The sequence below is a fragment of the Massilia sp. R2A-15 genome, from assembly GCF_030704305.1.
In the GTDB taxonomy this organism is placed as follows: Bacteria; Pseudomonadota; Gammaproteobacteria; order Burkholderiales; family Burkholderiaceae_D; genus JAFCUW01.
Genome location: NZ_CP131935.1, coordinates 1318065 through 1343314, shown reverse-complemented (window position 1 = coordinate 1343314; position 25250 = coordinate 1318065). Strand labels below are relative to the sequence as shown.

Sequence of the window (25250 nt, the reverse complement as noted above, 5' to 3'; positions counted from 1 at the left end):
CTTATCGCTTCTTCCTGCTGGTCTTGGTAACTGGTTTCTCTTCTTTGGCGGCGCTGCGCTTGGCACGCTTGACCGGCGCAGCGGCGTCGACGCTCTCGTCCAACTCGTAGCGCGATGCGGTGTCGGCCTTCGGCTTGCGCGACTTGGCCGGCTTCGCTTCCAGCGCCTTGGCTGCGCTGCTCTTGGGCATACCGCTGCCGTCAACCTCGCGCGCGCCGTCGGCGAGCACCAGGTCGATCTTGCGCGCCTCCAGGTCCACGCGGGCCACCTTCACGGTAACGCGGTCGGTCAGTTGATAACGCTTGCCGGTGCGCTCGCCGCGCAGCTCATGGCGCGCGTCGTCGTACTGGAAGAAATCGGTGCCCAGCTCGGTGATGTGCACCAGGCCTTCGACGTACAGCGCATCGAGCTGCACGAAGATACCGAAGGTGGTCACGCCCGACACCACGCCGGTGAATTCCTCACCCAGTTTGTCTTTGATGAAGTAGCACTTGAGCCATGCCTCGACGTCGCGCGAGGCTTCATCGGCGCGGCGCTCGTTGGCCGAGCAGTGCACGCCCAGCGCGTCCCAGATCGTCAGGTCTTTCTCCTGCTTGTGGGTGCCGGCCGCCTTTTCCTTGGCCTGCTTCTTGCGCGTTGCGTTCGACACGGTGGTATTCAAACCAGCCAGCTCGATGCCCTTCGGGTCGTACTTCTTCGACAGCAGGATCGCCTTGATGGCGCGGTGCGTCAGCAAGTCCGGATAGCGGCGGATCGGGCTGGTGAAGTGGGCATACGCCTCGTACGCCAGGCCGAAGTGGCCGATGTTGTCCGGGCTGTAGACCGCCTGCTGCATCGAGCGCAGCAGCATGGTCTGCAGCAGCGCCGCGTCGGGACGTTCCTTCACCTGCTTCATCAACACGGCGTAGTCGTTGGCCGTGGGCTTGTCGCCGCCGCCCAGGTTCAGACCGACCTGCTTGAGGAAGGTGCGCACCTGGTTCAGCTTCTCTTCGGTCGGCGACGCGTGGATGCGGTAGGTGCCCGGATGCTTGTGGCGAATCAGCAGGTCGGCCGCGCAGACGTTGGCCGACAACATGCACTCTTCGATCAGCTTGTGCGCGTCGTTGCGGGTGCGCGGGATGATCTTCTCGATCTTGCCCAGCGCGTTGCAGACGATGTAGGTCTCGGTGGTCTCGAAGTCGATCGCGCCGCGCGCCTGGCGCGCCTTGTGCAGCGCGTGATAGACGTCGTTCAGGTTCAGCAGGTGCGGCACGATGGCCGGACGGCGCTGGGCTTCCGGGCCGCCGGTGTTGCCGAGGATGTCGGCCACTTCGTTGTACGTCAGGCGCGCGGCCGAGTGGATCACGGCCGGGTAGAACTGGTAGGCCGTCACTTCGCCGCTTGAAGACACGACCATGTCGCACACCAGCGTCAGGCGGTCGACCGCCGGGTTCAGCGAGCACAGGCCGTTCGACAGTTTTTCCGGGAGCATCGGGATCACGCGGCGCGGGAAGTACACCGAGGTACTGCGCTCGAGCGCATCGACGTCGAGCGCATCGTTCGGCTTCACATAATGACTGACGTCCGCAATCGCCACCAGCAGGCGGAAGCAGTTCTCGTTGCCGACTTTGACCGGCTCGCAGTACACCGCATCGTCGAAGTCGCGCGCGTCCTCGCCGTCGATGGTCACCAGCGGCACGTCGCGCAGGTCCACGCGGTCGGCCAGGTCGGCGTCGCGCACTTCGGCCGGCAGCTTGGCCGCCTGCTTCAATGCGGCGTCCGAGAAGATGTGCGGCACGCCGAACTTGCGCACGGCGATTTCGATTTCCATGCCGGGGTCGTCCAGGTCGCCGAGCACCTCGACGATGCGGCCGGTCGGCTGCTTGAAGCGCGACGGCTGCTCGACCAGTTCGACGCTGACGATCTGCCCTGCCTTGGCCTTGCCCGGCGAGCCGGCCACCAGGATGTCCTGGCCGATGCGCTTGTCTTCAGGGGCGATCACCCACACGCCGTTCTCGTTGAGCAGGCGGCCGATCACGTGGCTGTTGGCGCGCTCGACCACTTCGACGATTGTGCCTTCCTGGCGCCCGCGGCGGTCGGTGCCGGTCACCTTGGCCAGCACGCGGTCGCCATGCAGCACTTTCTGCATCTCTTTATCGGACAGGAACAGGTCTTCGCCCGGCTCGTCCGGAATGACGAAGCCGAAGCCGTCGCGGTGCGCGCTGACTTTGCCGGCCACGAAGCCGGAGTGGTCGGCCAGCGCGAAGTGTCCTGTATTGTCGACGACGATCTGGCCGTCGCGCTGCATGGCGTTGAGGCGGCGCGTCAGCACGTGCACCGCGTCCTCGTCCACTTTGAGGACGCGCGCCAGGGCTGCAACGTCGAGCGCAGACTGGGTATCGCGGAAGATGCCGAGAATTTCCTCGCGGCTGGGAATAGTGTGGGTAGCTTGGTTCAAATCGGTTTCTATATTGTTTTTGACTGTGCGTGCGGTATGCCGGCGAATGAACCGGCACAGTGATTGGATTGACACGTCGGTATGCGTAGTGTAACGGAGACCACCAAGAATCGCCTAACGTGCCGTGCTCCGAAAATTGTTCGGCCGGAGCTTTGACATTTGAAAATGTTCCGCTATAATTTTGGTCTTTCGCGGCGACGGTAGTTGCTGCGGAAGAAAGCAGAGTACGAAGTTGAGGAACTGAACCGGGAGTAACGAAAGTTAGTCTGGCGCAAAACTCCAAAGGCTAGTATGATAGCAGAAGTCGGCGGCAACGCCGAGCAGTAAAGCAGTTCAGTGCCCACGTGGCGGAATTGGTAGACGCGCATGGTTCAGGTCCATGTGCCGCAAGGTGTGGGGGTTCGAGTCCCTCCGTGGGCACCACTCTACCGGATTTATCTCCGCAGCAGTAAAGCAGTACATTGCGCCGTGATCGCAGTCCAGGTTACGGCGTTTTAGTTTGAGTTGGTTGAAGTCGTAGTTGCAGCATCAGTGCCCACGTGGCGGAATTGGTAGACGCGCATGGTTCAGGTCCATGTGCCGCAAGGTGTGGGGGTTCGAGTCCCTCCGTGGGCACCATCTACCGCAGTAACAGCCACAAAACGCCGCAGTCCTTGCAAGAGGAATGCGGCGTTTTGCCATGCACGCACGGTTTGCGCCGTTGTTGTACAGTGGATGTTTCGACATCCCCGGAGACCTGCATGCTCACCCTTAGCATTCCCGCCATCAGCTGCGGCCATTGCGCCCGCGCCATCACCGAGGCCGTTCTCGAACTCGACCCGGACGCCCGCGTGCAGGTCGATGTCGAGCGCAAGACCGCCGCCATCGACACGCGGGCCGAACCGGCCGCGGTGAGCGCGCGCCTGGCCGAAGAAGGATATCCGCCGGCCACGGCCTGACCTGCTGGCGGCGAGGAGGCGAACATGGACCTGAACTCGCTCGAAGTGAACTATCACGCGATGCTGGTGCAGTCGCCCGATCCGAGCGTCCTCCTCGACCTCGACAGCGGCCGCCTGGCCGACGCCAACGCGCGCGCCGAAGCGCTTCTGGGCGTGCCGCGCGCAGGCCTGCTTCAAATGACGCTTGCGCAGCTGTGCGCGCCGATCCAGCCGGACGGCCAGGCGCCCGCTTCGCTGCTCGACCACCACATTGCACGCGCGCTTCAGGGCCACAGCGAGATGTTCCCCCTCACCCTGAAGCACGCCGGCGGCGCGCCCGTGCCGTGCGAAGCCTTGCTGATCCGCCTGCCGGTCGAACACCAGCGCCTGGCCCACGCGCGCCTGGTCGATATTTCGCGACGCGTTCTCGCCGAGCAGTTTCGCGAGGGCCAGCGCGAAGTGCTCGAACTGATCGCCCGCGACGCGCCACTCAAGGAAGTGTTCGACCGGCTGGTGCACCTGATCGAGGCGCAGTCGCCCGGCGTGCTGTGTTCGGTCCTGCTGCTCGATACCGACGGCGTCACGGTGCGCCCGGCGTCCGGTCCCAGCCTGCCCGCGCCCTACCTGGAATCGCTCGACGGCCTGCGCATCGGGCCGGACGCCGGCTCCTGCGGCGATGCGATGTTCGAAAACAAAACCGTGATCGTGCCCGACATCCAGGCCGACCCGCGTTGGGCCAACTACCTCAAGCTGGCCGAGCCCTACGGCCTGCGTGCCTGCTGGTCGCGGCCGATCGCCCCGGACGGCGTGCACGTACTGGGCTCGTTCGCGATGTACTACCGCGAGGTGCGCGCGCCGGCCGAGGCCGAGCTGCACCTGGCCGAAATCGCCACCCACCTGGCCGGCATCGCGATCCAGCGCAACCGCCGCCTGGAGGAACTAACGCTGCACCGCGGCCACCTGGAGGAACTGGTGGCCGCGCGCACCGCGGAACTGACCGCGGCGCTGGCGCGCACCGACCAGGTCAATCGCGAGCTGAAAAACGCGCTCGACACCTTGTCGCTGGCGCAGGGCGAACTGGTACGGCGCGACAAGATGGCGGCGCTGGGCGCGCTGGTGGCCGGCGTCGCCCACGAACTGAACACGCCGATCGGCAACAGCCTGGTGGTGGCCACCTCGCTGGCCGAGAAAACCGGCGTGCTGGCCGACACCGTGACGACCGGCCTGCGGCGCTCCGAGCTGGACCGCTACCTGGCCGACGCCGCCGAGGCGGGCGCCCTGCTGGTGCGCAACCTCAAGCGCGCCGCGACCCTGGTGGCCGGCTTCAAGCAGATCGCCATCGACCATTCGCGCCTGGAGCGCCGCGCGTTTTCGCTGACCCAGTTGCTGTCGGACCTGGCCGCGCCGCTGCGCGTGGCCGCCAAGGGCGCCGGAGCCAGGATCGACCTGGCGCTGGAACCGGGCCTGCAGATGGACAGCTATCCGGGGCCGCTGTCGCAGGTGGTGACGGAAATGTTCGAAAACTGCCTCGCGCATGCCTTCGCGGGCGGCCGCGGCGGCACGGTGAGGATCTCCGCAGCGATGCGCACCGACGAGCTAGTCGCGGTGTCGGTCGAGGACGACGGCGCCGGCATGGCGCCCGACGTGCAGGCGCGCGTGTTCGATCCCTTCTTCACCACCACGATGGGGGCCGGGCGTTCCGGCCTGGGCCTGCACGTGGCGCACAATATCGTCACCGGCATCCTTGGCGGCCGCATCGACCTGCGCAGCGCGCCCGGCAAAGGCGCCTGCTTCACCCTGCTGCTGCCGCTCGCGGCGCCGCAGTCGGCCGGCGCGGGCGCTTGACTTGCCGCGCCAACCCGTTATGCTCGGCACCATGAAGACATTGACAGCGATTGCCATCGCGTTCGTGCTGTCGGCCGCCTGGGCCGCGCCGGCGCCATGGTACAAGTGGCGCAGCAAGGCCGACGGCCAGCAGGTGTGCGCCCAGACGCCGCTCGGGCCGGGCTGGGAAAAAGCCGCCGGCCCCTATCAGGATAGCCATTGCGAAAAGCTCAAGCGTACTAAATAATGCATCACCAGCGTGGGAGATTCAGGCAGTCCGTTGCATCCATTCAACCGAGGAGAAGTTAATGTTTACGAATCCCGAACAATTTGCATCCGCCACCAAGACGCTTTTCGAACTCCAGATGATGACGTTTAACGCACTGACCAGCAAGGCGGTGCAAGGCGTCGAGCAGGTTGTTGCACTGAACATGGCGACAGCAAAGAATTCGGTCGCGGGCTCGATGGCCGCCGGCAAGGAAATCAGCGAGGCCAAGGACCCGAAAGCGGCGATGGCGGCGGTCGCTTCGGCCGCCAAGCCGGACATGGCCGGCGCGGTGGAATACACCGAGCAGGTGAAGGTGATCATCGACGACATCCGCAAGGAATTCAACGAAGCGGCCGACGCCCACCTGGCCGAAGCGAAAAGTGCGCTGACGGCGCTGATCTACGACGTCACGCAGAACGTCAAGCCGGGCTCGGAGAATGCGGTGGAGATCATCAAGACTGCGATCGAGAACGCATTCAAGGGCTACGAACAGGTGACGCTGGCCACGCGCCAGGCGGTGGAGACGGTCGAGGCACAAATCGCCAAGGCCACCGAAAAGGTCATCCCGAAGCAGCAGTAATCAAGATGGGGTCAGGTCCGCGGGACCAGACCCCAGCGTCCGCAGCATCGGGGTCTGGTCCTGCGGACCTGACCCCATTTTATGCAACATCTTGCATAATTAGTGCCTACGCAAACTCCCCTCTTCCTGCGCCGCGCCGCGCCGCCATGGGCGCGAACGGGCCGGCGCCTCACCGGCCCGGGGGGGGACTATTTGAGGCCGCACGACGGGCCACTGCATCCCTTTGCGGCAGACGCCGCCCGACCGGGGCGCGGCGCCGGCGCGGCGGGCGCCTTGGCCGGCACGATACGTTCGCCCTTGAGGGTGTTGTGCAGCAGCGCGGCCAGATCCTGCGCCTCGCTTTGCACCGAACCGGCGAAGCCATTCTTCTGGGTCAGGTCGGCCAGCGCCTTGCTCGACACGCGCAAGCCGCTGACCGCCACCAGGCTGTAGGCCAGCGTGTCGTCGGGATCGCGCTCGATCGCTTCCGTTCCGTTGACGATCGCTTCGCCGTAATTCTTCTCCTCGAAACGCATCTGCGCCATGCGCAGCCACGGCGCCTTGTCGGTCGGATGGGCTGCCGCGGCCTGCTTGAGGATCGCGTAGGCGTACGCGACGCGCCCGGCCTGGACCGCCGCTTCGGCGTCGGCCAGCGAGATCGCCATCGGCATCGGCCTGGGCGCCGGCTTGGGTTCCTGCGCGGCGCAGGCGGCCAGCAAGGCGGCGCATCCAACAGCGGCCAATAGGCGTGTCATCTTCATGCTGGTTCTCCGGTACCGTTTGTCCAGACGACATTATTGGCCACGGAAAACGGCGTCTGTTGAGGTCGGTCAATGAAACCAGCAACGTGTTTTTTCAAGGAAATATTGCGCGGCTTGCGCGAGGTCAGCGGCGCCCTCGCCTGTTGCAGCAAGCTATGCATTTCTTAAGCGAATCTTCGTTGGAGGATGCCATGACGACCCAGCACGCCGACCGACGCGCCCCGCCGACCCTGCTGGCCAACCGCGGCGCCGGCGGCAGCGGTCCGCAGAGCCTTGCCGACCTGATGCACGAAGGCTTCTATGCGCTGTACCTGATGCAGAATGGCAGCGGGCCGCAGAACGCGGGCGTCTTCGCCGAGCACATGACGCGCTTCCTCGCCGACGTCGAGCGTCGCGCCAGGCATCTCGGCATGCACGCCGACGACGTCGGTGCGGCCAGCTACGCGTTCTGCGCCGCGGTCGACGAAACCATCCTGCGCTCCGACTACCCGATGCGCGAGGCGTGGCAGGTCCGCCCTCTGCAATTGCGCCTGTTCGGCGACAATCAGGCGAGCGAACACTTCTTTCATAAGCTCGACGCCCTGCGCGCGCGCGGCGTCGCCCACATGCAGGCGCTCGAGATCTTTCACCTGTGCCTGCTGATGGGATTCCGGGGCCGCCAAGCGCCCGACGGCGACGACAAGCTCACTGACATCTGCGCGACCCTTGGCCACGAAATCGCCCGGATGCGCGGCAAGGCCCGGGCCTTCGCACCGCACGCCGCGCGGCCCGACCGAATCGCCAACAAGCTGCGCAGCGGCCTCTCGCTGTGGGTGCTGACCGCGGTGTTCGCACTGGCCGGCCTGGCCGTTTTCGCGGGCTTGCGCGCCAGCCTTGACCATGCGTCCAGTCAGCTGGTCACTTCGCCGCTCCGATGAAGGTGTCGAGGAACCGTTCGCGCACCACCGACAGGGGCAGCTTTGGCTGATCGAGGTAGCTCGACAACGCGCGCACGCCGGCGTCCGCCGCGACCTGCTCCTCGACCCAGCCGGTGTCGGCGAACGTCACCTGCTGTTCGCGCCCGATAATCGGGTCGATGATCGCGTGCAGGCAGGCGACGCAGGCGTCGAGGAAGCCCACCACCAGCACGGAGCGGCCGTGGAGCCGGGTGGTAAACAGCACCAGATCGAGGTTTGCCTGGCGCAGGAACGGCGCGATCAGCTCCATCCAGAAGGCCGCGACGGCCGCGCGCGCCGCGTACTCCTTCGGCAGCGGCAGCACGAGGCTTTTTTCAATGTCCGCGCCGCCGCTGTGCATTACTGGCTGCAGCAGCAAGCCAAGGCCCAGCACCAGCCGGCGCACGTCGCTGCGGCCGAGCAGCCCCGCCAGCGACCCGATCGTGCCGGTGGCCAGGAAGGTGTCCAGCGCGCCGCGGCAGTTTTCTTCCAGCGCCAGCGTGGTGTCGGCCACTTCCTGCAGCACTGCGGCCTGGTCCTCGGTGCCCTGCAGCTTCGGCCCGGTGGTGGAAAAGAATGCGTGCAGCGGCGCCAGCGCCAGCGGGCAGTGCGACACGAAGGCCGCCGGGTCGGCCAGCGCCAGCGTGCGCATCATCAGGAAGGGATAGCGCCGCCCGGACTGGTCGCGGCTGGCGACGATGTGGCCGGCCACCGCATGGCGCCGGCGCTGGCCGACGAAGGCGAAGCTGACCGGCGCCATCGCATCGTAGTGGATCTTCCAGCGAGGGTCTTCCGGCAGCCGGCTCATGACCTCGGCCAGCCAGTCGTCCAGCACCGCCATGAAGCCGGCGTCGGGCGCCAGCTTGATGAAGTCGCTGCGGGACGGGATCTTGCCGAAATAGCCGATCCGGTCGCGAGTTGCCGTCACGTTCATTGCGCACCTCCATTGGTCGATGCCAGCGTGCCTGCCGCCGGCGCCGCAAGGTGGCCGCTGCCCAGGTATGACCAGCTCCACAGCCCGAGCGAGGCGCCCAGCAGGATCGCCGCCGCGAAGAACGCCCCGTACTTCACGCGCGCGCGGGCCGGGCTGGTGTAGCGCGTCAACAGGTCGCGGTCGGCGAAGATCACCTTGCGGAACAGGTCGAGCAGGAAGTAGCCCGATTGCTCTCCCGTTTCGCCGCGCGGCTGGTCCTGCAGCGACAGGTGGAAGCGGCTGGCGACGCGCTCGAACGACTGGCTCGGCGCCTCGCCTACCTGCAGCGCGCTGGTGAAGTAGAAACCGCGGAACACCGGCTTGAATTGATGGGAGTTCTCCTCGAACAGCGTGGCGAGAAAGGCGCGCAGTGGCATCTTGATCGACGCGAATTCGTGCGGGAACGTGAATACGCCGGGCCGCAGCTTCACGCCGCGGCTGGCCCCCATGCTGGCGATGCTCATTTCCTTCAGGCCCTCGTGCAGCTCGTCGAAACGCTGGTCGAAGAACCCCAGCACATCCGGGCTGGTGCTGCGCCGGTTGTAGCGCATGGTCGCGCCCCACACCTGGTCACGCTCGCGGCGCCCGGTGTCGTGGAAGAAGTCGGCGAAACCGGCGATCAGGTCGGCCTTGGTGAAGATCACATACACCGGCGCGAACACGCCGAGCCGCTCTGTCAGTTCCTGTACCCGCGTGCGCAGGTTTCTGGCCAGGTCCATCGATTTCTTCGGGGTGGCGCCCATCAGCTCGGCGACGCTGACGCAGACCAGGACGCCGTTGATCGGCGCGCGCCGCCGCTGCTTGCGCAGCAGCGCGAGGAAATCGAACCACTCCGCGCGGTCGCTGTCGACGGTCGAATAGCGCCCGGCGGTGTCGAGCAGGATGCCGTCGGTGGTGAAGAACCAGTCGCAGTTGCGGGTGCCCGCAATGCCATCCACCGCCCTGCTGCCGCCGATCGGAAACTGCAGGCCGGAGGCGCCGACCGCGCTGCTCTTGCCCGCGGCCGGATTCCCGATGATCATGTACCACGGCAGCTGGTACAGCGCCGCCGCGCCCGGCTTCGAGGTCTTGATGGTGGCTACCGCCGCCAGCACGCTCTTGCGCAGCACCGCCATTTCGCCGCTGGGCGCCGCCCCGATCCCGCGGAGCATCCGGCTTTCGGTGAGCACTTGCCAGATTCGGGCCATGGTCCCTCGCGCTTTTGAATAACGGAAACTAAATCCGGAAGGCAATGTTGGCACCATTACCTGCGCCCAAATTTGCGCGGCAACAAACCTGCTTGCGCATCACGCGGCGCAACTGCAGTTCGCCGCACGCCGAACAAAAATACACAAGTGCGATAAAGATCAGCATGGGATTTCCCAGATTGTTTCTAATCGGAATACGAAGTCCAATCTCAGGAGTACTATCGTGCGCCCCACAGACGAACATCCATCCGCCTCCACGCGACCCAGTTTCATGTCGGTCGGACGCCGCGCCCCCGCGGCCGACGACAACATCCTCGCCCGGCTCGAACGCGACGCCACGCGCACCGGGTCCGGCAAGGGCGGTCATTCCTGGATGAGCGCGCGGCTTGCCTGGAGCGCGCTGGCGGGCGTGACCGTGATCGGGCTGATCGGGGTGCTCGCGTCACTGGCGCAGGAAAACATCGCGGTGCACCGCAGGCCCGCGCTGACCGCCCCGGCCAAGGAGCCCGTCATGTCCGACGCCCACGGTTCCGCGCCAGGCAGGGCCGGCGACGAGCCGCTGCCGGAACCGTCGCCGTCGCGCGCCGCCGTCACCGACGACGAGCAGCTCAAGGTGCCACCGCTGGCGATGCTGGAGGCGGAGGACAATATCCCCGCTGAGCCGGCGTCCCCCAAACCGGCCTCCGCCCCGACCCCGAAACGGGCCGCCAGAGCCGCGCGCGTTCCGGCTTCGATCGCTCCGGCACAGTCGCTCGCCGCCGCGGCGCCGGCACGGCACGCGGCGCCGCGCCCGCGCAAGCCGGCGCCAGCGCCCGCAGCCCCCGTGGCGGACAGTGCCGCCGACAGCGACGTTGCATTATTGTCAGCGATCATCATGCACGCCAGCCGCCACGCGGACGAGCGGGCCCAGATCGAAGCGGCCACGCATTGCGGAACCGGCAAGAAATGCCCGCCTCCATCGAACCTGAAAGCCACAGACTAGCGCGCGCCAGGACGATTTCGCTGGGTCGGACCGGCTTCCTGCGATATACTGTATATATAAACAGTACCGCATCAGGAAGTCCGGCAGTCCGACATGAACCACGTAATCGACAACCAGCTCTACTACCTGGATAACTTCCAGCGCGTGCTGGACTGGATCGGCGAACGCTACAGCGACCTGCTGGCCGACGAGGAAAAAACCTTCCTCTCCGTGTTCGCCACCTTGCCGCAGCCGTCGCGCGCGCTGTTCGTGCGCATGGTCATGCGCAAGGGCACCCTGTTCCGCGCAAGCAAGCTCAACTACGCGGAAATCGGCTGCCCGGTCGAAGCCGCGCGCCGCCTGCAAGCCACCGGCTGGATCGAGCTTGACCCCGTGCTCTCGCTCGACGCCCTATTCGACGTGCTGTCGAAGCCCGAGATCGGCGCCGCCTTCCACCTGTCGCTGCCCGAACAAAGCGCCCGCAAGGCCGACCAGCTGGCCGCCCTGCGCGCCGGCTTTGGCGACCCGCGCCGCTTTTCCGCCTGGTACCGCGACTGCACGGACCACGTATTCCACATCCTGGTCAAGCCCCTGTGCGACCGCCTGCGCCTGATTTTCTTCGGTAACTTCCGCCAGGACTGGACCGAGTTCGTCCTGTCCGACCTGGGCGTGGTCCGCTACGAGCAGGTCGAGTTCACTGCCGCCTCGCGCGGGTTTCGCACGCGCCGCGACATCGACCACTACATCGAACTGCACCACTGCAAGGAGCGCTTTCGCGCCAGCGCCGCGCCCGAGTCGGTGCTGCGCGACCTGCCGTCGGCGCCTTTCGAGAACGACTGGCTCAACAGCCGGCGCGAACGCCTGATGTACCAGATCGCCCAGCACTACGAAAAGCGCAAGGACTGGGCCAGCGCCTATCCCCTGTACGAACGGTGCCGCTTCCCCGGCGCCCGCGCTCGCGCCATCCGCGTACTCGAAAAAAACAAGCAGTACGCCCACGCCTACCGGCTGCTGCTCGAAGCCCAGCGCGCGCCGGAAAGCGAGGCCGAGCGCCAGCAGCTGTTGCGCATCTCGCCGCGCCTGACGCGCCAGCTGGGGCGCCCCACCACGCGCGCGCCGCGCCGGCCCACCGCTTGCCGCCTCGACCTGCGCCTGCCGCATCCCGGCGACGGCTGGTGGGTCGAAGGCGTCGTGCGCGACCACCTGGCGCGGCCCGAGGCGCCCGTGTTCTATGTCGAGAACATGCTGGTCAACACCCTGTTCGGCCTGCTGTGCTGGCGCGCCGTGTTCAGCGCCATTCCGGGCGCCTTCTTCCACCCTTTCCATCGCGGCCCGGCCGACTTGTACAGTCCCGACTTCGTACAGCGCCGCGCGGCCGAATTCGACGCCTGCCTGGCCGAACTCGACACCGATGCCTGGCGCGCGACGATTCGCGCCACGGCCGCCGCCAAGCGCGGCATCGCTTCTCCGTTCGTGGCCTGGGACGGCGTGTCCGACGAGCTGCTCGAACTCGCACTCGACTGCATTCCCGCCGCCCACCTGAAAAAAATGTGCGAGCGCATCCTGCAGGACGTGCAGGCCAATCGCACCGGCTTCCCCGACCTGATCCAGTTCTGGCCCGCCGAGAGGCGCTACAACATGATCGAAGTGAAGGGGCCGGGCGACCGCCTGCAGGACAACCAGCTGCGCTGGATCGACTACTGCGCGCAGCACCAGCTGCCGGTGTCGGTGTGCTACCTGCAGTGGCAGGAGCCGGCCGCGTGAGCTACGTCGTCGCTGTGCGCGCGCTGTGCGAGTTCACCGCCAAGGCCGGCGACCTCGACCTGCGCTTCACGCCCTCGCCCACCGCCCAGGAAGGCATCGCCGGCCATGGCGTCGTCACGTCGCGCCGCGGCGACGGCTACGAGACCGAAGTGAGCCTGTCCGGCGTCCACGGCCCGCTGCTGGTGCGCGGACGCGCCGACGGCTACGACCCGGCCCAGAACCTGCTCGAGGAAATCAAGACCTACCGCGGCCGCCTCGACAGCATGCCGGAGCGCCACCGCCACCTGCACTGGGCCCAGCTGCGCGTGTACGGCCACCTGCTGTGCCAGCAGCGCGGCCTGGAGCAGGTCAACCTGGCGCTGGTCTACTTCGACATCGGCCGCCAGACCGAAACCGTGCTGCGCGAGACCGCAAGCAGCACGGACCTGGCCGCGCAGTTCGCCGAACAGTGCGAGCGCTTCGTCGCGTGGGCGGCGCGGGAACTGGCGCACCGCGAAGCACGCGACGCCGCCCTCGGCGCGCTGCGGTTCCCGCACCCGTCGTTTCGTCCCGGCCAGCGCCACCTGTCCGAGACCATCTTCCGCGCTAACAGCAGCGCGCGCTGCGTGCTGGCGCAGGCGCCGACTGGCATTGGCAAGACGGTCGGCAGCCTGTTCCCGGTGCTGAAGGCGGCGCCCGGCCAGAAGCTCGACAAGATCCTGTTCCTGTCGGCCAAAACGCCTGGCCGCCAGCTCGCGCTCGACGCGATGGAAACGATCCGCGCCGCCGCACCAACGATGCCGATCCGGATCCTCGAACTGGCCGCGCGCGACAAGGCCTGCGAGCATCCCGACAAGGCCTGCCACGGCGATTCCTGTCCGCTCGCGAAAGGCTTCTACGACCGCCTGCCGCAGGCGCGCAGCGCCGCGGCCGCGCTGCCGCTGCTGGACCGGGCGGCCTTGCGCGAGACCGCGCTGGCGCACGATGTCTGCCCGTACTACCTGGGCAGCGAAATGGCGAAATGGTCCGACGTCATCGTCGGCGACTACAACTACTATTTCGACGGCGGCGCCATGCTGTACGCGCTGGCCGCGGCCAACCAGTGGCGCGTCAGCGTACTGGTCGACGAAGCGCACAACCTGGTCGCGCGCAGCCGCGCGATGTATTCGGCCGAACTGTCGCGCGGCGCGCTGCGGGCCGCCCGCGCCGTGGCGCCGGCCTTGCTCAAGAAAGCGCTGGACCGCGTCTCGCGCAACTGGACCGAGCTCGATAAGGGCGCCACCGCGCCCTACCAGGTGATGCCCGAGCTGCCCGCCAAGCTGCTGACCAACCTGCAGGGCGCGGCCAGCGAGATCACCGAGTTCCTGGCCGAGAATCCGGCGCCGCTCGACCCGGCGCTCCAACGCTTCTATTTCGACGCACTGCACTTCGCGCGCCTGTCCGAGTCGTTCGGCGCGCATTCGCTGTTCGACGTCGCGCGCGACGGCGCCAACGGATCGACCCTGTGCATCCGCAATATCGTGCCGGCGCCCTTCCTCAAGCCGCGCTTCGCGCTGGCCCATTCCAGCGCGCTGTTCTCGGCCACGCTCAGTCCCTGGCATTACTACAGCGACGCGCTGGGCATGCCGGCCGATACCGCCTTCATCGACGTCGAGTCGCCGTTCACCGCGGACCAGCTGGAGGTCCATGTGGTGGACCGCATCTCGACGCGCTTCCAGCACCGCGCCCGTTCGGTGGCGCCGATCGCGCGGCTGATCGGCGGCCAGTACCGCGACGCGCCGGGCAACTACCTGGCGTTCTTCAGCAGCTTCGACTACCTTGAGCAGGCGGCGCAGGCGTTCGCCGAACAGCATCCCGACATCCCGATGTGGCGGCAGGAACGGCGCATGGACGAAGCGGGCCGCGCCGCTTTCCTTGCGCGGTTCTCGCTCGATAGCTGCGGGGTCGGGTTCGCGGTGCTGGGCGGCGCGTTCGGCGAGGGAATCGACCTGCCCGGCGCGCGTCTGGTCGGCGCGTTCATCGCCACGCTGGGCCTGCCGCAGATGAATCCGGTGAACGAGCAGGTGCGCCAGCGCATGGAGACGACGTTTGGCGCCGGCTACGACTACACCTATCTGTACCCCGGCATCCAGAAAGTGGTGCAGGCGGCGGGACGGGTGATACGCACGACCGGCGATCGGGGCGTCGTGTACCTGATCGACGACCGGTTCGCGCAGCCCGATGTGCAGGCCTTGTTGCCGCGCTGGTGGGGGCTCGACGCCGCATGACAGATGGGGACTCGGCGTCCCCGTCGCTCCGCAGGACCAGACCCCTGATGCGCAGGCCGGGGTCTGGTCCTGCGAACCTGACCGCATTTGTATGCGCCGCTAGCCGAGCAATGCCCTCAGTTTCTGGTATCCGCTGCGGCTGACCGGCACCCTCCTCCCATCCTGCAGCACCGCCGCGTGGCTGTCCTTCCCCGCCGGCTCGATCCGCGCCATGCGCTCGATATTGACTATATAGGAGCGGTGGATGCGCACGAACTTGCCGCCGTCGAGCTGTTCCTCCAGCTCGGCAAGCCTCTGGTTCTTCAGCCACGTTTTCCCGCCGGCGCTGATCTCGACGTAATCGTCCTGCGCCTCGATCACGTCGATGTCCGCGGCCGCAATCACGTGCACCTTCGCGCCATCGCGGATCAGCACCCGCTCGAGCGGCGCGCTGCGTTTGGCCGCATCCAGGATCACCGCGTCCAGCGCCGGCGCCGGCGTGGCGCTCGCGCGCGCATGGGCCAGCGCGACATCGAGCCGCTCCTGGCTGAACGGCTTGAGCAGGTAATCCACCGCATGCACCTCGAACGCCTTGATCGCATACTGCTCGTACGCGGTCACGAAGATGTAGCGTGTCGCCCGCCCCGCCAGCTCCACCACTTCGAAGCCGGTCAACTTGGGCATCTGGATATCGAGGAACACCAGGTCCGGCCGCAGTTCGGCGATCGCCTTGACCGCTTCGAACCCGTTGGCGCATTCGGCCACGATCTCGATGTCGGCATGCGCGCCCAGGTACTCGCGCATGACCATGCGCGCGAGCTGCTCGTCGTCCACGATGATCACCCGCATTCAGCTTCCTTTCGTTTCAGCGGGCAGCGTCAGCTCGACCCGGAATGTGTTCTCGCGCCGCGACCAGTGGATCGCCGCCTGCTCCCCGTACGCTGCAGCCAGGCGCTGGCGCACGTTGGCAAGGCCAATACCGCCGCCAGGCTTCGCCGGCTGCTCCGCATCGATGTCGTTTTCCACCGCCAGACGCAGCTGCGAGCCCGCCCGTTCGGCGGCGATGCACACCACGCCTCCTTCGGTCAGGTTGCCGATCCCGTGCCGGACCGCGTTCTCGACCAGCGGCTGCAGGATCATCGGCGGCAGCAGGCAGGCCGCCGCTTCCGGCGACACTTCCTGCGCCACCGCCAACCGCTCGCCGAAGCGCACCTGCTCGATCGCCAGGAAGTCCAGCGCCAGCGTCACTTCGGCCGCCAGTTCGACCTTGCGATGCGCCTCGAGATTGAGGCTGTGGCGGAAGAACTCGGCCAGCTTCAGGGTCATCGCGCGCGCACCGGCCGGGTTGATCGAAGTGAGCGCGCTGATCGAGTTCAGACTGTTGAACAGGAAGTGCGGGTCGATCTGGGTGCGCAGCATGCGCAGCTCGGCGTCCTGCGCCATCACCCGCGCTTCCAGTTCGCGCCGCTCCGATTCGCGCACCCGCGCCACCTCGATCGCCAGGTAGTGTCCCAGCGCCGACAGTCCGTACAGGATCACGCCGAACCCGAACATCAGCGCCATCAGCGGCGCGAACTGCGCCACACCGGCCCACTCCACGCCGCCCGACAGCAGCAGCGCATTCCAGCCGGCGCCAAGCAGCGTCCAGCCGGCGGCCGCCAGCACCGCGCTGACGCAAAACACCGCGACGATCGACATGCCGCGCTGCCGCGCCAGCGGCCAGGCGCGGCACATGTAGTAAGCGGAAAAGCTGCACGCGAACGCATACACCAGCATCGGCGGCAGCGCGAACAGCAGGCCGTTGATCCAGCCGGCGCGCGCGACGAACACAACCAGCGTGGCCAGCACCAGGGCCAGCATCAGCCAGGCCAGCAGGTACAGGGCCGCGCCGCGCCGGCCCAGCAGCGGCCCCTGCATCAGTTGCGCACTTCCACGCCACCCATGATTGCGTAGCCGCGCACGATCAGCCGCTTGCTGTTGTCCGGCGGCGGCGCGGTCTTCTCGTCGAAGCCGCCCATGATCGGGGTGCCGTGCAGGATGACGGTCCAGTCGGGCGGGCACTTGATGGTGATCCCGCCCCATACCGCGAACACGTTGATCACCGCTTCGGTCTCGATCGACGAGCCGCGCATGTCGAGCGAACAGCCGCCCATGATCGCCGTCACTTCGCCGCCCTTGAAGTTCGGGGTGGTGATGCGCCGTTCGAAGCCGCCCAGGATGGCGGTGACATCGACCACGTCCTCGGACGACGCGACGCCCTTGAGCGAAGCGCCGATCAGGCGCCGCCCGGTGACCGCCTTGTACAGCACGGAGCCGCCCAGCGCGATCAGCATCACCGGCCAGACGGCGCGCCAGGTGAAGTACACGATGCCCATCCGGTTCAGCACCATCAGCACGCCGACCAGCATCAGCACCGCGCCGACGAAATAGCCGTCCGAGCTGCTGGTGTCGAACAGCTTGATCGCGCCGACCACGATGAACACCACCGGCCAGAACGAGATCGCGTGATGGAAGTCCCAGATCGCCAGGTTATCGAGCAGGAACAGCACGCCCATGCCGATCGCCACCATGCCCAGCATCACCTGGCGCGACATGCCCTTGCGTTCGATCTCAGTTTTCATGGTTGCTCTCCCTGGCTGGTGCATTGGCGGCGAAGCGCTCGCGGATGAAAGGCTTGAGGATCATCGTGACGCCCCAGGCGATGATCACGTACGGCCAGCTGGTGCGAAAGGTCAGGCCAAACATGTGCTCGAAGTTCGCAAACAGCCACACGCCGATGAACATGGTCCACAGCCCGCTGGTGAAATCGCGCGCGGTCGGATAGCCGATCATCTTGTTCAGGCCGACGACCACCAGAATCAGCGGCCAATAATGCCATAAGTCGTAGAGGTCGAGCATGTCGAACTGGTCGAGCAGCAGTCCGGCGCCGATGGCGACCAGCATCAGGCCGAGCAAGAGCTGCTTGCGCCAGTGGTAAGAGTCATTGGGGTTCACGATACCTCCCTTGGTTGGATGACCACACATTACCGGCGCAGCGCGCGCGGCGAAACCGGTTTTCGGTGAATGGCGGCTGGGGATCGGCGAACGGCGAAGGATTCGGCGGACCGCGCCCGCGGCGCGGCGAGCGGACGCAAAAAAGCCCACCTGGTTGCCGAGGTGGGCTGGTGGAAACCGACGAACGGTTATGCCGGTGGCAAGGACGTTTCCATAGGCTGGTTCCTGACCTGGTTGCGGTACTTCGCGCGCGCAATCGCCTGCTTGATCATCTCGCGCGCCTTGTTGGTGCGCTTGATGTCTTTCTTCTCTTGCTTGCCGCGATGCTGGGCTTCGTCTTTGTTTCCAATGCGTTTGGTCATGGGGTGCGCTCCTTTAGGCTAGTGTTTATATGATGCTATTGGCTGAACCATCGTCAAATAGGACGGCGCGATGTCGTCGTGTAGGACACGAGGAGGTCAGTTGCGGCTGGTGGCCAGCTTGAAGTCCGGCAGCAGCAATCCCCATCCCAGCTGACGGCGAATTTCTTCGGGCGTCGGCGGCGGCTTCGAGTCGCGCGCGCGCCGCTCGAGGTATTCCCGCACAAGGTGTTTTGGTGGATGGGTGCTGGTGGACATAAGAACCTCCGCTGCCGCTAGTGTCTGGTGCCGGTCCTTGAGGCGACCGGCTTACCTGCTGAGGTTTTCGCTGGCCATCGTAGCTTCACGCGGCGCGTCACTCACACGGCTTCATCATAAGCGCGCACGATTGCCTGCACTGTTCGGTGCCGCACGTTCGCGTTTCACGCAGAAAAAAAAAGGGAGCCGAAGCTCCCTTTTCATTTATGCCACGCTACGCGATCAGAACTTGTATTTCAGGTTCACGTAGTACTGGCGGCCGCTCACGTCCAGCTTCGACTGCTCTTCTTCGCTGTAGCGATACTGAGCGCGACGCACGTTGGTCAGGTTGGTCGCGTCGAACGACACCACCAGTTTCGGGCTGATGTTGTAGCTCGCGTTGAACGCCAGCGTCGCCACCGGCGCTGAAATCGTCGGCGCGCCAGGCATCGTCACGCCATTGACCGTGTACAGGCCCTGGCTGTTGGTGGTTGGCGCCGGCGCGGTGCTGCCGGTGACGTACTCGCTGCGGTAGTTCCACACCAGGCGCGACGAGAACTTGTCGTTCTCGAAGTAGCCGCCCAGGTTCGCCGCATACTCGGACGCGCCGATCATCGGACGGCCATCGTCGACTTTGGTCTTGGCGCGGCTGACGTTGCTGGTGAAGCCGAAGCCGGTTTTACCGAACGGCTGCTCGTACGACAGCTCGATGCCGCCGATGTGCGCGCCCTGCTGCGACGAGGTGACGATTGAGTACGTCTTCATCGAGCTGGTGGCCGAATCGTACAGGTCGATGTTCGAGGTGCCCGTGTTGCCGGTCTTGGCGTAGCCGTCGATCTTCGAGTAGAACACGTTGGCCGAGACCAGCGAACGCGGCGCGAAGTACCAGGCCCACGACGCGTCGATGTTCTTCGAGATCATCGGCTTCAGGTCCGGGTTAGGACCGGTCACGCGGCAACCCTGCGCATCGCAGACTGGCGAACCGAAGCCCGCGCCCAGCAGGTTGTAGTTCTGGCGGCCGATGGTCTCGCTGGCGCCGAAACGCACGATCTGGTCCTTGGTCAGCTCGTAACGCAGGTTCAGGCTTGGCAGCACATTGTTGTAGGTGCGGTCGGTCTTCTTGAAGTAGTAGATGTTGCCGGTGTTGTTCTTGAACGCGACGTTGTCGTAGTACGGCTGCAGGTCGCCGGCAGTGGTGATCGCATCCGGGAACGCGGCGCAGGTCGTCGCCGGCTGGCCCGGTTCCGTGCGCAGGCATACGCCGGCCGGAATCGGGGTCGGGATGTCGGCGTTGACGCGGGTTTTCACCACGCGCAGGCCAACGTTGCCAGACCAGCCCTCGCCTTCCAGATTGGCCATCACGTAGGCGGCGCCCTGGCGCTCGCGCATGTGCAGCTCGGATGGGATGCGGCGCTCGAATTCGTCGGTGGTGGTCTTGGTGTTCGCCGCGAAGTACGCCTTCAGCGCCTCAGGGTTCCAGGTGAAGCCGGTGTTGTCCCAGCCTGGCGTGCCGCCCAGGCCTGCGCCAAAGTCCGACGGCCAGGCGATCGTGCTGGTCGGCACCGCGTTATTCAGACTCACGCTGGTCGGGCTGCGGTAAGCCGGATAACGACGCGCGCTGTCGCGATGGTGATCGGAATAGCGCACACCGGATTCGACCGATTCAAGCCAGCCCTTCTGGACCGAGTACTGGGCGTCGAACTGCAGGCTGCGTTCCTTGTCGCTGGTTTTCAGGCCGGACAGGGTACGCAGGACCAGCAGGTTGCCGCTGCCGTCGGCGTTCAGGCCTGGGGTCATCGGGCCGGCGCCGTAGTACTTGACGAACGGCGCCTCGCGCAGGCCGTTCAGCGCGTACGAGGTGCCGGTGCCGAAGCGCGCGTAAGTCAGGCCCTGGTCGGCGTCCGTCTTGCCGACGCCTTCGGTGGTCGAGAACAGGCCTTTGACGGTCAGGTCGCTGTTGACGCGGTACTTGCCGTCGAGGTCGAGGAAGCCGCTGGTGGCGTTGGCGCCTTCGCGGTAAAAGCCTTCATTGTTGCCGATGTACTGAGGCGTGGTGCCGTCCGGGAACACGATGTCGGCGCTCTTGAGCACGCGCAGCTGGTCGCCGTACAGGGTGGTTTCGTTGACGATCACCGGCTTCTTGATCATCGCGAACACTTGCTGGCCGTTCGAATTGGTGTTTGGCGAAGCTGCTGTGGTCGCGCCGTCAGTGATAGACGCCTTACCGAGCAGCATGCTGTACATTGCGCCCATGTTCGCGCGGCCGTAGTTGTTCGCGTTCATCGACGAGTGGAAGCCCGTCATCGTCACGTCCAGGTCCTTGTTCGGCTTGAACTCCATCGACAGCATGCCGCCCTTGCGGTCGCGCACGCCTTCGACGAATTCGGTCGCCATCGAGCCGGGCATGCGCACGCCGTTCAGGTCGGACGCCTTGTAGCCGGTGCCGGCCAGCGACTCGTCGGTGATGCCCTTCATGGTCGCGGTGTTGATCACGTCCCAGCCGCTGCTGGTGCCGTAGGCCAGGCGCGACGACGAATCGCGGCGGATATAGCGCTTCTCGGCGAAGCCCTGGGCGATGAAGCCGAAGGTGCCGGCTTCGTTTTTCCAGTTGACCGAGGCGCTCATGTCAGGCGCGCTCTTGCCCGGCAGGTCGGCATAGCTCATGCCGGCGCTGACGACGCCGCTCAGCTGCTCTTTCTGCGCCAGCGGTTTGCGGGTGGAGACGTTGATGGTGCCGGCCATGCCGCCGTCGGCGATGTTGGCCTGCGAGGTCTTGTAGACGACCGCCTGGTTCAGCACCGACGAAGGCATCAGCGACAGGCTGGTCGAGCGGCTGCTCGAGGTCTGGTCGCCGACGTACCAGTCGCCGCCGCTGACGGTGTGGCCGTTGAACAGGATCAGCGACATGTCCGGGTTGGTGCCGCGCATCGACACTTTTTCCGCTTCATCGTAGTCGGTGCGCACGGCGACGCCGGCCAGGCGCTGCAGCGAGTCGGCCAGGTTCTTGTCCGGCATCTTGCCCACGTCTTCGGCCGTGATGACCTCGACGTTGGCCGACGAATTCTTTTTCACGTTCAGCGATTTCGCCATCGACGCGCGGATACCGGTCACTTCGACCGTTTGCATCTGCGCAGGCGCTTCGGTTTGGGCCAGCGCGGGGAATGCTGCCAGGCTCCACATGGCCATCGACACGGCCGCGGCCACCGGCTTTTGTTTGAAAATCATCAATACTCTCCAATATTTCTTCGATCAAAGCCGGCGTATCCGACCATGCGCAGAGTATTGTCGATTGGCATTTTCGTGAATAATCACTTGTACGCTTAGGTGTATAACCTCACGGAATGTTGCACAAGCGACCAATGTTAAAACGTTATTGGGAAATAAGTTATTTTCATTAACCGCTGACCGCCGAAACGCGCTACCTTCTGGTTTTCTGACTTTTAACAATTCGCCATGCGTTTCGCTTCCCTGCTGTTCCTGGCCGCCCTGACCGGTTGCGCCACCCGCCCCGTCCCTCTGGCGCCCGCGGCGCCGTCGCCGCTCAGCACCGAGCAATTGCTGCAAAAGCAGATCTACCAGATGAGCCCGGCCGAAGCGGGACGCTATATTAGTTATATCCATCAAGCCGAGCCGGACCTGCGCAAGCGCATCGCCGCGATCGGCCGCCACAACATCGGCCAGCGTTACAAACTCAATCTGCTCGGCGAGTTTCCGTATCAAATACACGACACCTTGCCGATGTTCAGCCTGGAGGAAAGCGATTGCGTGGTGTTCGCCGAACACACTTACGCGATGGCGCTGAGCAATTCGTGGGAAGAATTCTTCTGGATGCTGCAACGCATCCGCTACAAGGACGGCGTGGTCGGCGTTGCCACGCGCAACCATTACACCGAGGTCGACTGGAATATCAACAACGCCTGGCTGGTCACCGACATCAGCGCGCAACTGGCTGGCGCCGGCGGCCCGTCGTATCCATTGACGGTCGACCGCGCGCGCTTCCTGAAGAACCGCCACCACACCGACAGCACGCTGCCGGTGCAGACCAGCCGCGAAGCCTACGTGCCGGCAGGCGCCGTTGCCGAGGTCGCCGGCCAGCTGCAGGACGGCGACTTCGTCAATGTGATCTCAACCCGCGACGGCGCCTACTGGGCCTCGCACGTGGGGCTGGTGGTCACCGGCGCCGACGGCCGCCGCAACTTCCTCAATTCGGCCGAGCCGCAGGTGCGCGAGGAATCGTTCGACGCCTTCATCGCCCGCACCCGCGCGCGCGAGGCGCGCAATGCCGCCGCCGGCAAGCCGGGCCAGACACTGGCGGGCTTCAAGTTCCTGCGCCTGAACGACAACATCGTGGTGCCGCCGGCGCTGCCGCAGCCGCGTCCCGGCCAGGCCGGCTGACATATACAGGGGCCGGTCCTGCGGGACCTGGCCCCGGCTTGTTCGCAATCCCCTCCCCGCCTCCTGGCGAGCTCCGCTGTTGAAGTTCGCCATCTTCCTTTGCGCTGTCCCTTGTTAGGGCGCTGCCGATAGCGGAACTGCCCCCCTGCGGCGATGCTCCAACGTGGGTCCCGATTCATTTTCCAATATCCAGATGCGGATCGCCGCAGGGATGCGCATTTCCGAAAGTTATTTAATTCTCAATATCATCATTTCCGATAAAACAGCAATTTGATTCACCGAAACCTTGCGCAAAATTATTCAAATGATATTCGCCATTTTTGCTTTTCGTTAGCAGTTGACTATTATCAAACCAATCACGATAGACGCCCCCGATAATAAACTTATGCTTCGGTGAATTATCTAAGTGCCGATTTACCTAAGCGCGATTATCGGGATTTATTTTTATTAATCAACCGAATATACGGCTAGCCTCCATGTCCATGCCAAATGCAATGACTACCCGTCAGCTGTCCGCCCGGATGGTATCCATGCACCGCACGGCGAAGATCGCCCTGATGGTCGCGGTAGACCTGGTGGCCCTGCCGTTCTGCATCCTGATCGCCATGCTGCTGCGCGTGGGCGACCTCAGCCTCGCGATGCATTACGGGCCGCTGTCCTACTTCCTGGTGGCCGTGGTGACCGTCGCGGCCTTCTCCATGTCCGACCTGTACCGGGCGGTGATCCGCTTCATCGACCAGCGCATGCTCGCCGTCACCGGCCTGACACTAGGGCTGGCGGTGATCTGCGTGTACATCGTGCTGTTCGCCATCAACGACGAGCGCTTTCCCCGCAGCGTGCTGGCAATCTACTGGTTCATCGTGTTTTCCTATGTGGCCGCCTCGCGCATGATGATGCGCAACTTCCTGCGCAACCAGCTCACCCGCAAGCCGGCCGGCGACGCGGTGGCGATCTACGGCGCCGGCGAACCGGGCGCCCACCTGGCCTCGACCATGCGCAGCGGCAATGAATACCGCCCGGTCTGCTTCTTCGACGAAAAGCGCGTGCTCAACGAACGCACCATCGCCGGGCTGCGGGTGTTCCACACCGACCGCCTGGTCGAAATGGTCAGCGCCCTGAACATCCGCTCGGTGGTCATCGCGATCCCCTCGGTGTCGCCGGCGCGGCTGCGCAACATCATGCAGCGCCTGGCCGAGGCCGGCGTGACGACCAAGATCCTCAGCCGCCTGGTCGACCTGGCCGACGACAGCCAGGGCCGGCCGGAAGCGATCCGCGCCCTGAAGTTCGAGGACTTGCTGGGGCGCCCGCCGGTGCCGCCGCGGGTCGACCTGTTCAGCCGTTGCGTGCTTGGCAAGAATGTGCTGGTGACGGGCGCCGGCGGCTCCATCGGCAGCGAGCTGTGCCGCCAGATCGTCACCCTGGCGCCGAGCCGCCTGCACCTGCTCGACCATTGCGAATTCGCGCTCTACACGGTGCGCCAGGAACTGCAGGCGCGCTTTCCCGACCTGCCGATCGAGGCGCACCTGGGATCGGTCTGCAGCGCCGCCCTGATCGACCGCATCCTGCAGCACGCCCACATCGACACCATCTACCATGCCGCCGCCTACAAGCACGTGCCGCTGGTGGAGGCGAACATCGTCGAGGGCCTGCGCAACAACGTGCTGGGCGCCCAGGTCATTGCCAACGCCGCCGAGCGCCACCAGGTCGAAACCTGCGTGCTGATCTCGAGCGACAAGGCGGTGCGCCCGACCAACATCATGGGCGCCAGCAAGCGCATCGCCGAGCTGATCTTCCAGGCCGCCGCCACCCGCTTCGCCCCGCAAACGACGTTCTGCATGGTGCGCTTCGGCAACGTGCTGGGCTCGTCGGGCTCGGTCATCCCCCTCTTCCAGCGCCAGATCGCCCGCGGCGGGCCGCTGACAATCACCCACCCCGAGGTGTCGCGCTACTTCATGCTCATTGCCGAAGCGGCCCAGCTGGTGATCCAGGCCGGCGCCATGGCCAAGGGCGGCGACGTGTTCGTCCTGGACATGGGAGAGCCGGTCAAGATTCTCGATCTGGCCCGCACCATGATCGTGATGTCCGGCCTGTCGGAAAAGAATGCGGCGCATCCGGATGGGGATATTGAAATTAATTATGTCGGTTTATTCCCCGGAGAAAAACTCCACGAGGAATTATTAACAGACGGCGAGATATTCCCCAGCGACCATCCGCGCATTATGCGAATGAAAGAAAATGCGCTGCGTCCCGGCATTCTGGAAACTTATATTAATTGCCTGATGCTCGCTTGCGATACCAACGACCGCGCAATGATCGAATCGATGGTCAAGGCGATCGTCAACGAATATGCGCCGCAACGCCATCCGGCGCCGGCGCAGGTACCGAAATTGCCGGCGGTGGCGCGCCCGCACCTGCTCAAGCGGCTGGCGTCATTCCGCATCTGAGCCCTATCCC

22 protein-coding genes and 2 tRNA genes are annotated in these 25250 nt (G+C 65.4%); 12 read left to right on the top strand and 12 right to left on the bottom strand.

From position 1 onward, the window contains the following. Position 1 precedes the first annotated feature (1 nt). Positions 2–2437, bottom strand: coding sequence for a ribonuclease R (rnr, locus tag Q4S45_RS06150; protein WP_305510132.1), 2436 nt, complete (start codon positions 2435–2437; stop codon positions 2–4). Between the two features lie 338 nt (positions 2438–2775). On the opposite strand from rnr, the gene Q4S45_RS06145 reads away from it, so the two are divergent. The 6 genes from Q4S45_RS06145 to phaP all read left to right on the top strand — a co-directional run bounded on the left by Q4S45_RS06145 (position 2776) and on the right by phaP (position 6026). After that, a tRNA-Leu gene (locus Q4S45_RS06145) sits at positions 2776–2860 on the top strand. Positions 2861–2970: 110 nt separating this feature from the next. Further along, a tRNA-Leu gene (locus Q4S45_RS06140) sits at positions 2971–3055 on the top strand. A 122-nt stretch (positions 3056–3177) separates the two neighbouring features. After that, complete coding sequence (locus Q4S45_RS06135) at positions 3178–3375, top strand: heavy-metal-associated domain-containing protein (RefSeq protein ID WP_305510130.1); 198 nt, start codon at positions 3178–3180, stop codon at positions 3373–3375. Between the two features lie 24 nt (positions 3376–3399). Continuing rightward, positions 3400–5199, top strand: a complete 1800-nt coding sequence (locus Q4S45_RS06130) for an ATP-binding protein (protein WP_305510128.1) — start codon at positions 3400–3402, stop codon at positions 5197–5199. A gap of 31 nt (positions 5200–5230) precedes the next feature. Beyond that, positions 5231–5425 carry a hypothetical protein gene (locus Q4S45_RS06125; RefSeq protein ID WP_305510127.1) on the top strand — a complete coding sequence of 65 codons (195 nt, stop codon included), beginning with the start codon at positions 5231–5233 and terminating at the stop codon, positions 5423–5425. A gap of 61 nt (positions 5426–5486) precedes the next feature. After that, positions 5487–6026 carry a phasin family protein gene (gene phaP, locus Q4S45_RS06120; protein ID WP_305510126.1) on the top strand — a complete coding sequence of 180 codons (540 nt, stop codon included), beginning with the start codon at positions 5487–5489 and terminating at the stop codon, positions 6024–6026. A 188-nt stretch (positions 6027–6214) separates the two neighbouring features. Here the strand turns inward: phaP and Q4S45_RS06115 are convergent, their stop codons facing one another. Next, complete coding sequence (locus Q4S45_RS06115; RefSeq protein ID WP_305510124.1) at positions 6215–6766, bottom strand: M48 family metallopeptidase; 552 nt, start codon at positions 6764–6766, stop codon at positions 6215–6217. A gap of 191 nt (positions 6767–6957) precedes the next feature. Between Q4S45_RS06115 and icmH the strand changes: the two genes are divergently transcribed. After that, positions 6958–7683, top strand: coding sequence for a type IVB secretion system protein IcmH/DotU (icmH, locus tag Q4S45_RS06110; protein WP_305510122.1), 726 nt, complete (start codon positions 6958–6960; stop codon positions 7681–7683). Here the strand turns inward: icmH and tagF are convergent. The 3 genes from tagF to Q4S45_RS06095 are packed head-to-tail and all read right to left on the bottom strand — an operon-like array spanning position 7664 to position 10027. Continuing rightward, complete coding sequence (gene tagF, locus Q4S45_RS06105) at positions 7664–8635, bottom strand: type VI secretion system-associated protein TagF (RefSeq protein WP_305510121.1); 972 nt, start codon at positions 8633–8635, stop codon at positions 7664–7666. The genes icmH and tagF overlap by 20 nt on opposite strands. Then, complete coding sequence (locus Q4S45_RS06100) at positions 8632–9861, bottom strand: type VI secretion protein IcmF/TssM N-terminal domain-containing protein (protein WP_308633169.1); 1230 nt, start codon at positions 9859–9861, stop codon at positions 8632–8634. Before Q4S45_RS06100 ends, tagF begins: the two co-directional genes overlap by 4 nt. A 28-nt stretch (positions 9862–9889) precedes the next feature. Continuing rightward, positions 9890–10027 carry a hypothetical protein gene (locus Q4S45_RS06095; RefSeq protein WP_305510119.1) on the bottom strand — a complete coding sequence of 46 codons (138 nt, stop codon included), beginning with the start codon at positions 10025–10027 and terminating at the stop codon, positions 9890–9892. A gap of 105 nt (positions 10028–10132) precedes the next feature. Here Q4S45_RS06095 and Q4S45_RS06090 point away from each other — a divergent pair, with 105 nt between their 5' ends. The 3 genes from Q4S45_RS06090 to Q4S45_RS06080 all read left to right on the top strand — a co-directional run bounded on the left by Q4S45_RS06090 (position 10133) and on the right by Q4S45_RS06080 (position 14832). After that, positions 10133–10843, top strand: a complete 711-nt coding sequence (locus Q4S45_RS06090; protein ID WP_305510118.1) for a hypothetical protein — start codon at positions 10133–10135, stop codon at positions 10841–10843. 93 nt (positions 10844–10936) lie between these two features. Beyond that, a complete protein-coding gene (locus Q4S45_RS06085) occupies positions 10937–12586 on the top strand; it encodes a VRR-NUC domain-containing protein (RefSeq protein ID WP_305510117.1) in 1650 nt (549 codons plus the stop codon). Continuing rightward, complete coding sequence (locus tag Q4S45_RS06080; RefSeq protein ID WP_305510115.1) at positions 12583–14832, top strand: ATP-dependent DNA helicase; 2250 nt, start codon at positions 12583–12585, stop codon at positions 14830–14832. The genes Q4S45_RS06085 and Q4S45_RS06080 overlap by 4 nt, the downstream gene beginning before the upstream one ends. 99 nt (positions 14833–14931) lie before the next feature. Here the strand turns inward: Q4S45_RS06080 and Q4S45_RS06075 are convergent, their stop codons facing one another. The 7 genes from Q4S45_RS06075 to Q4S45_RS06045 form a co-directional block, all read right to left on the bottom strand. Then, positions 14932–15660, bottom strand: a complete 729-nt coding sequence (locus Q4S45_RS06075) for a LytTR family DNA-binding domain-containing protein (RefSeq protein ID WP_305510113.1) — start codon at positions 15658–15660, stop codon at positions 14932–14934. Next, positions 15661–16728, bottom strand: coding sequence for a sensor histidine kinase (locus tag Q4S45_RS06070; RefSeq protein WP_305510111.1), 1068 nt, complete (start codon positions 16726–16728; stop codon positions 15661–15663). Beyond that, positions 16728–17432, bottom strand: a complete 705-nt coding sequence (locus Q4S45_RS06065; RefSeq protein ID WP_305510109.1) for a LiaI-LiaF-like domain-containing protein — start codon at positions 17430–17432, stop codon at positions 16728–16730. The genes Q4S45_RS06070 and Q4S45_RS06065 overlap by 1 nt, the downstream gene beginning before the upstream one ends. After that, on the bottom strand, positions 17422–17805 hold the full coding sequence (locus Q4S45_RS06060) for a LiaI-LiaF-like domain-containing protein (protein WP_305510107.1): 384 nt from the start codon (positions 17803–17805) through the stop codon (positions 17422–17424). The genes Q4S45_RS06065 and Q4S45_RS06060 overlap by 11 nt, the downstream gene beginning before the upstream one ends. 188 nt (positions 17806–17993) lie before the next feature. Then, a complete protein-coding gene (locus Q4S45_RS06055) occupies positions 17994–18167 on the bottom strand; it encodes a hypothetical protein (protein ID WP_305510106.1) in 174 nt (57 codons plus the stop codon). A gap of 96 nt (positions 18168–18263) precedes the next feature. After that, on the bottom strand, positions 18264–18422 hold the full coding sequence (locus Q4S45_RS06050) for a hypothetical protein (RefSeq protein WP_305510104.1): 159 nt from the start codon (positions 18420–18422) through the stop codon (positions 18264–18266). A gap of 222 nt (positions 18423–18644) precedes the next feature. Beyond that, positions 18645–21626 (bottom strand): TonB-dependent receptor, encoded by a 2982-nt coding sequence (locus Q4S45_RS06045; RefSeq protein ID WP_305510102.1) that lies wholly within the window; start codon positions 21624–21626, stop codon positions 18645–18647. Positions 21627–21854: 228 nt separating this feature from the next. Here Q4S45_RS06045 and Q4S45_RS06040 point away from each other — a divergent pair, with 228 nt between their 5' ends. After that, positions 21855–22796 (top strand): N-acetylmuramoyl-L-alanine amidase-like domain-containing protein, encoded by a 942-nt coding sequence (locus Q4S45_RS06040; RefSeq protein ID WP_305510100.1) that lies wholly within the window; start codon positions 21855–21857, stop codon positions 22794–22796. Positions 22797–23326: 530 nt separating this feature from the next. Beyond that, positions 23327–25240, top strand: coding sequence for a nucleoside-diphosphate sugar epimerase/dehydratase (locus Q4S45_RS06035; protein WP_305510098.1), 1914 nt, complete (start codon positions 23327–23329; stop codon positions 25238–25240). Positions 25241–25250 lie beyond the last annotated feature (10 nt).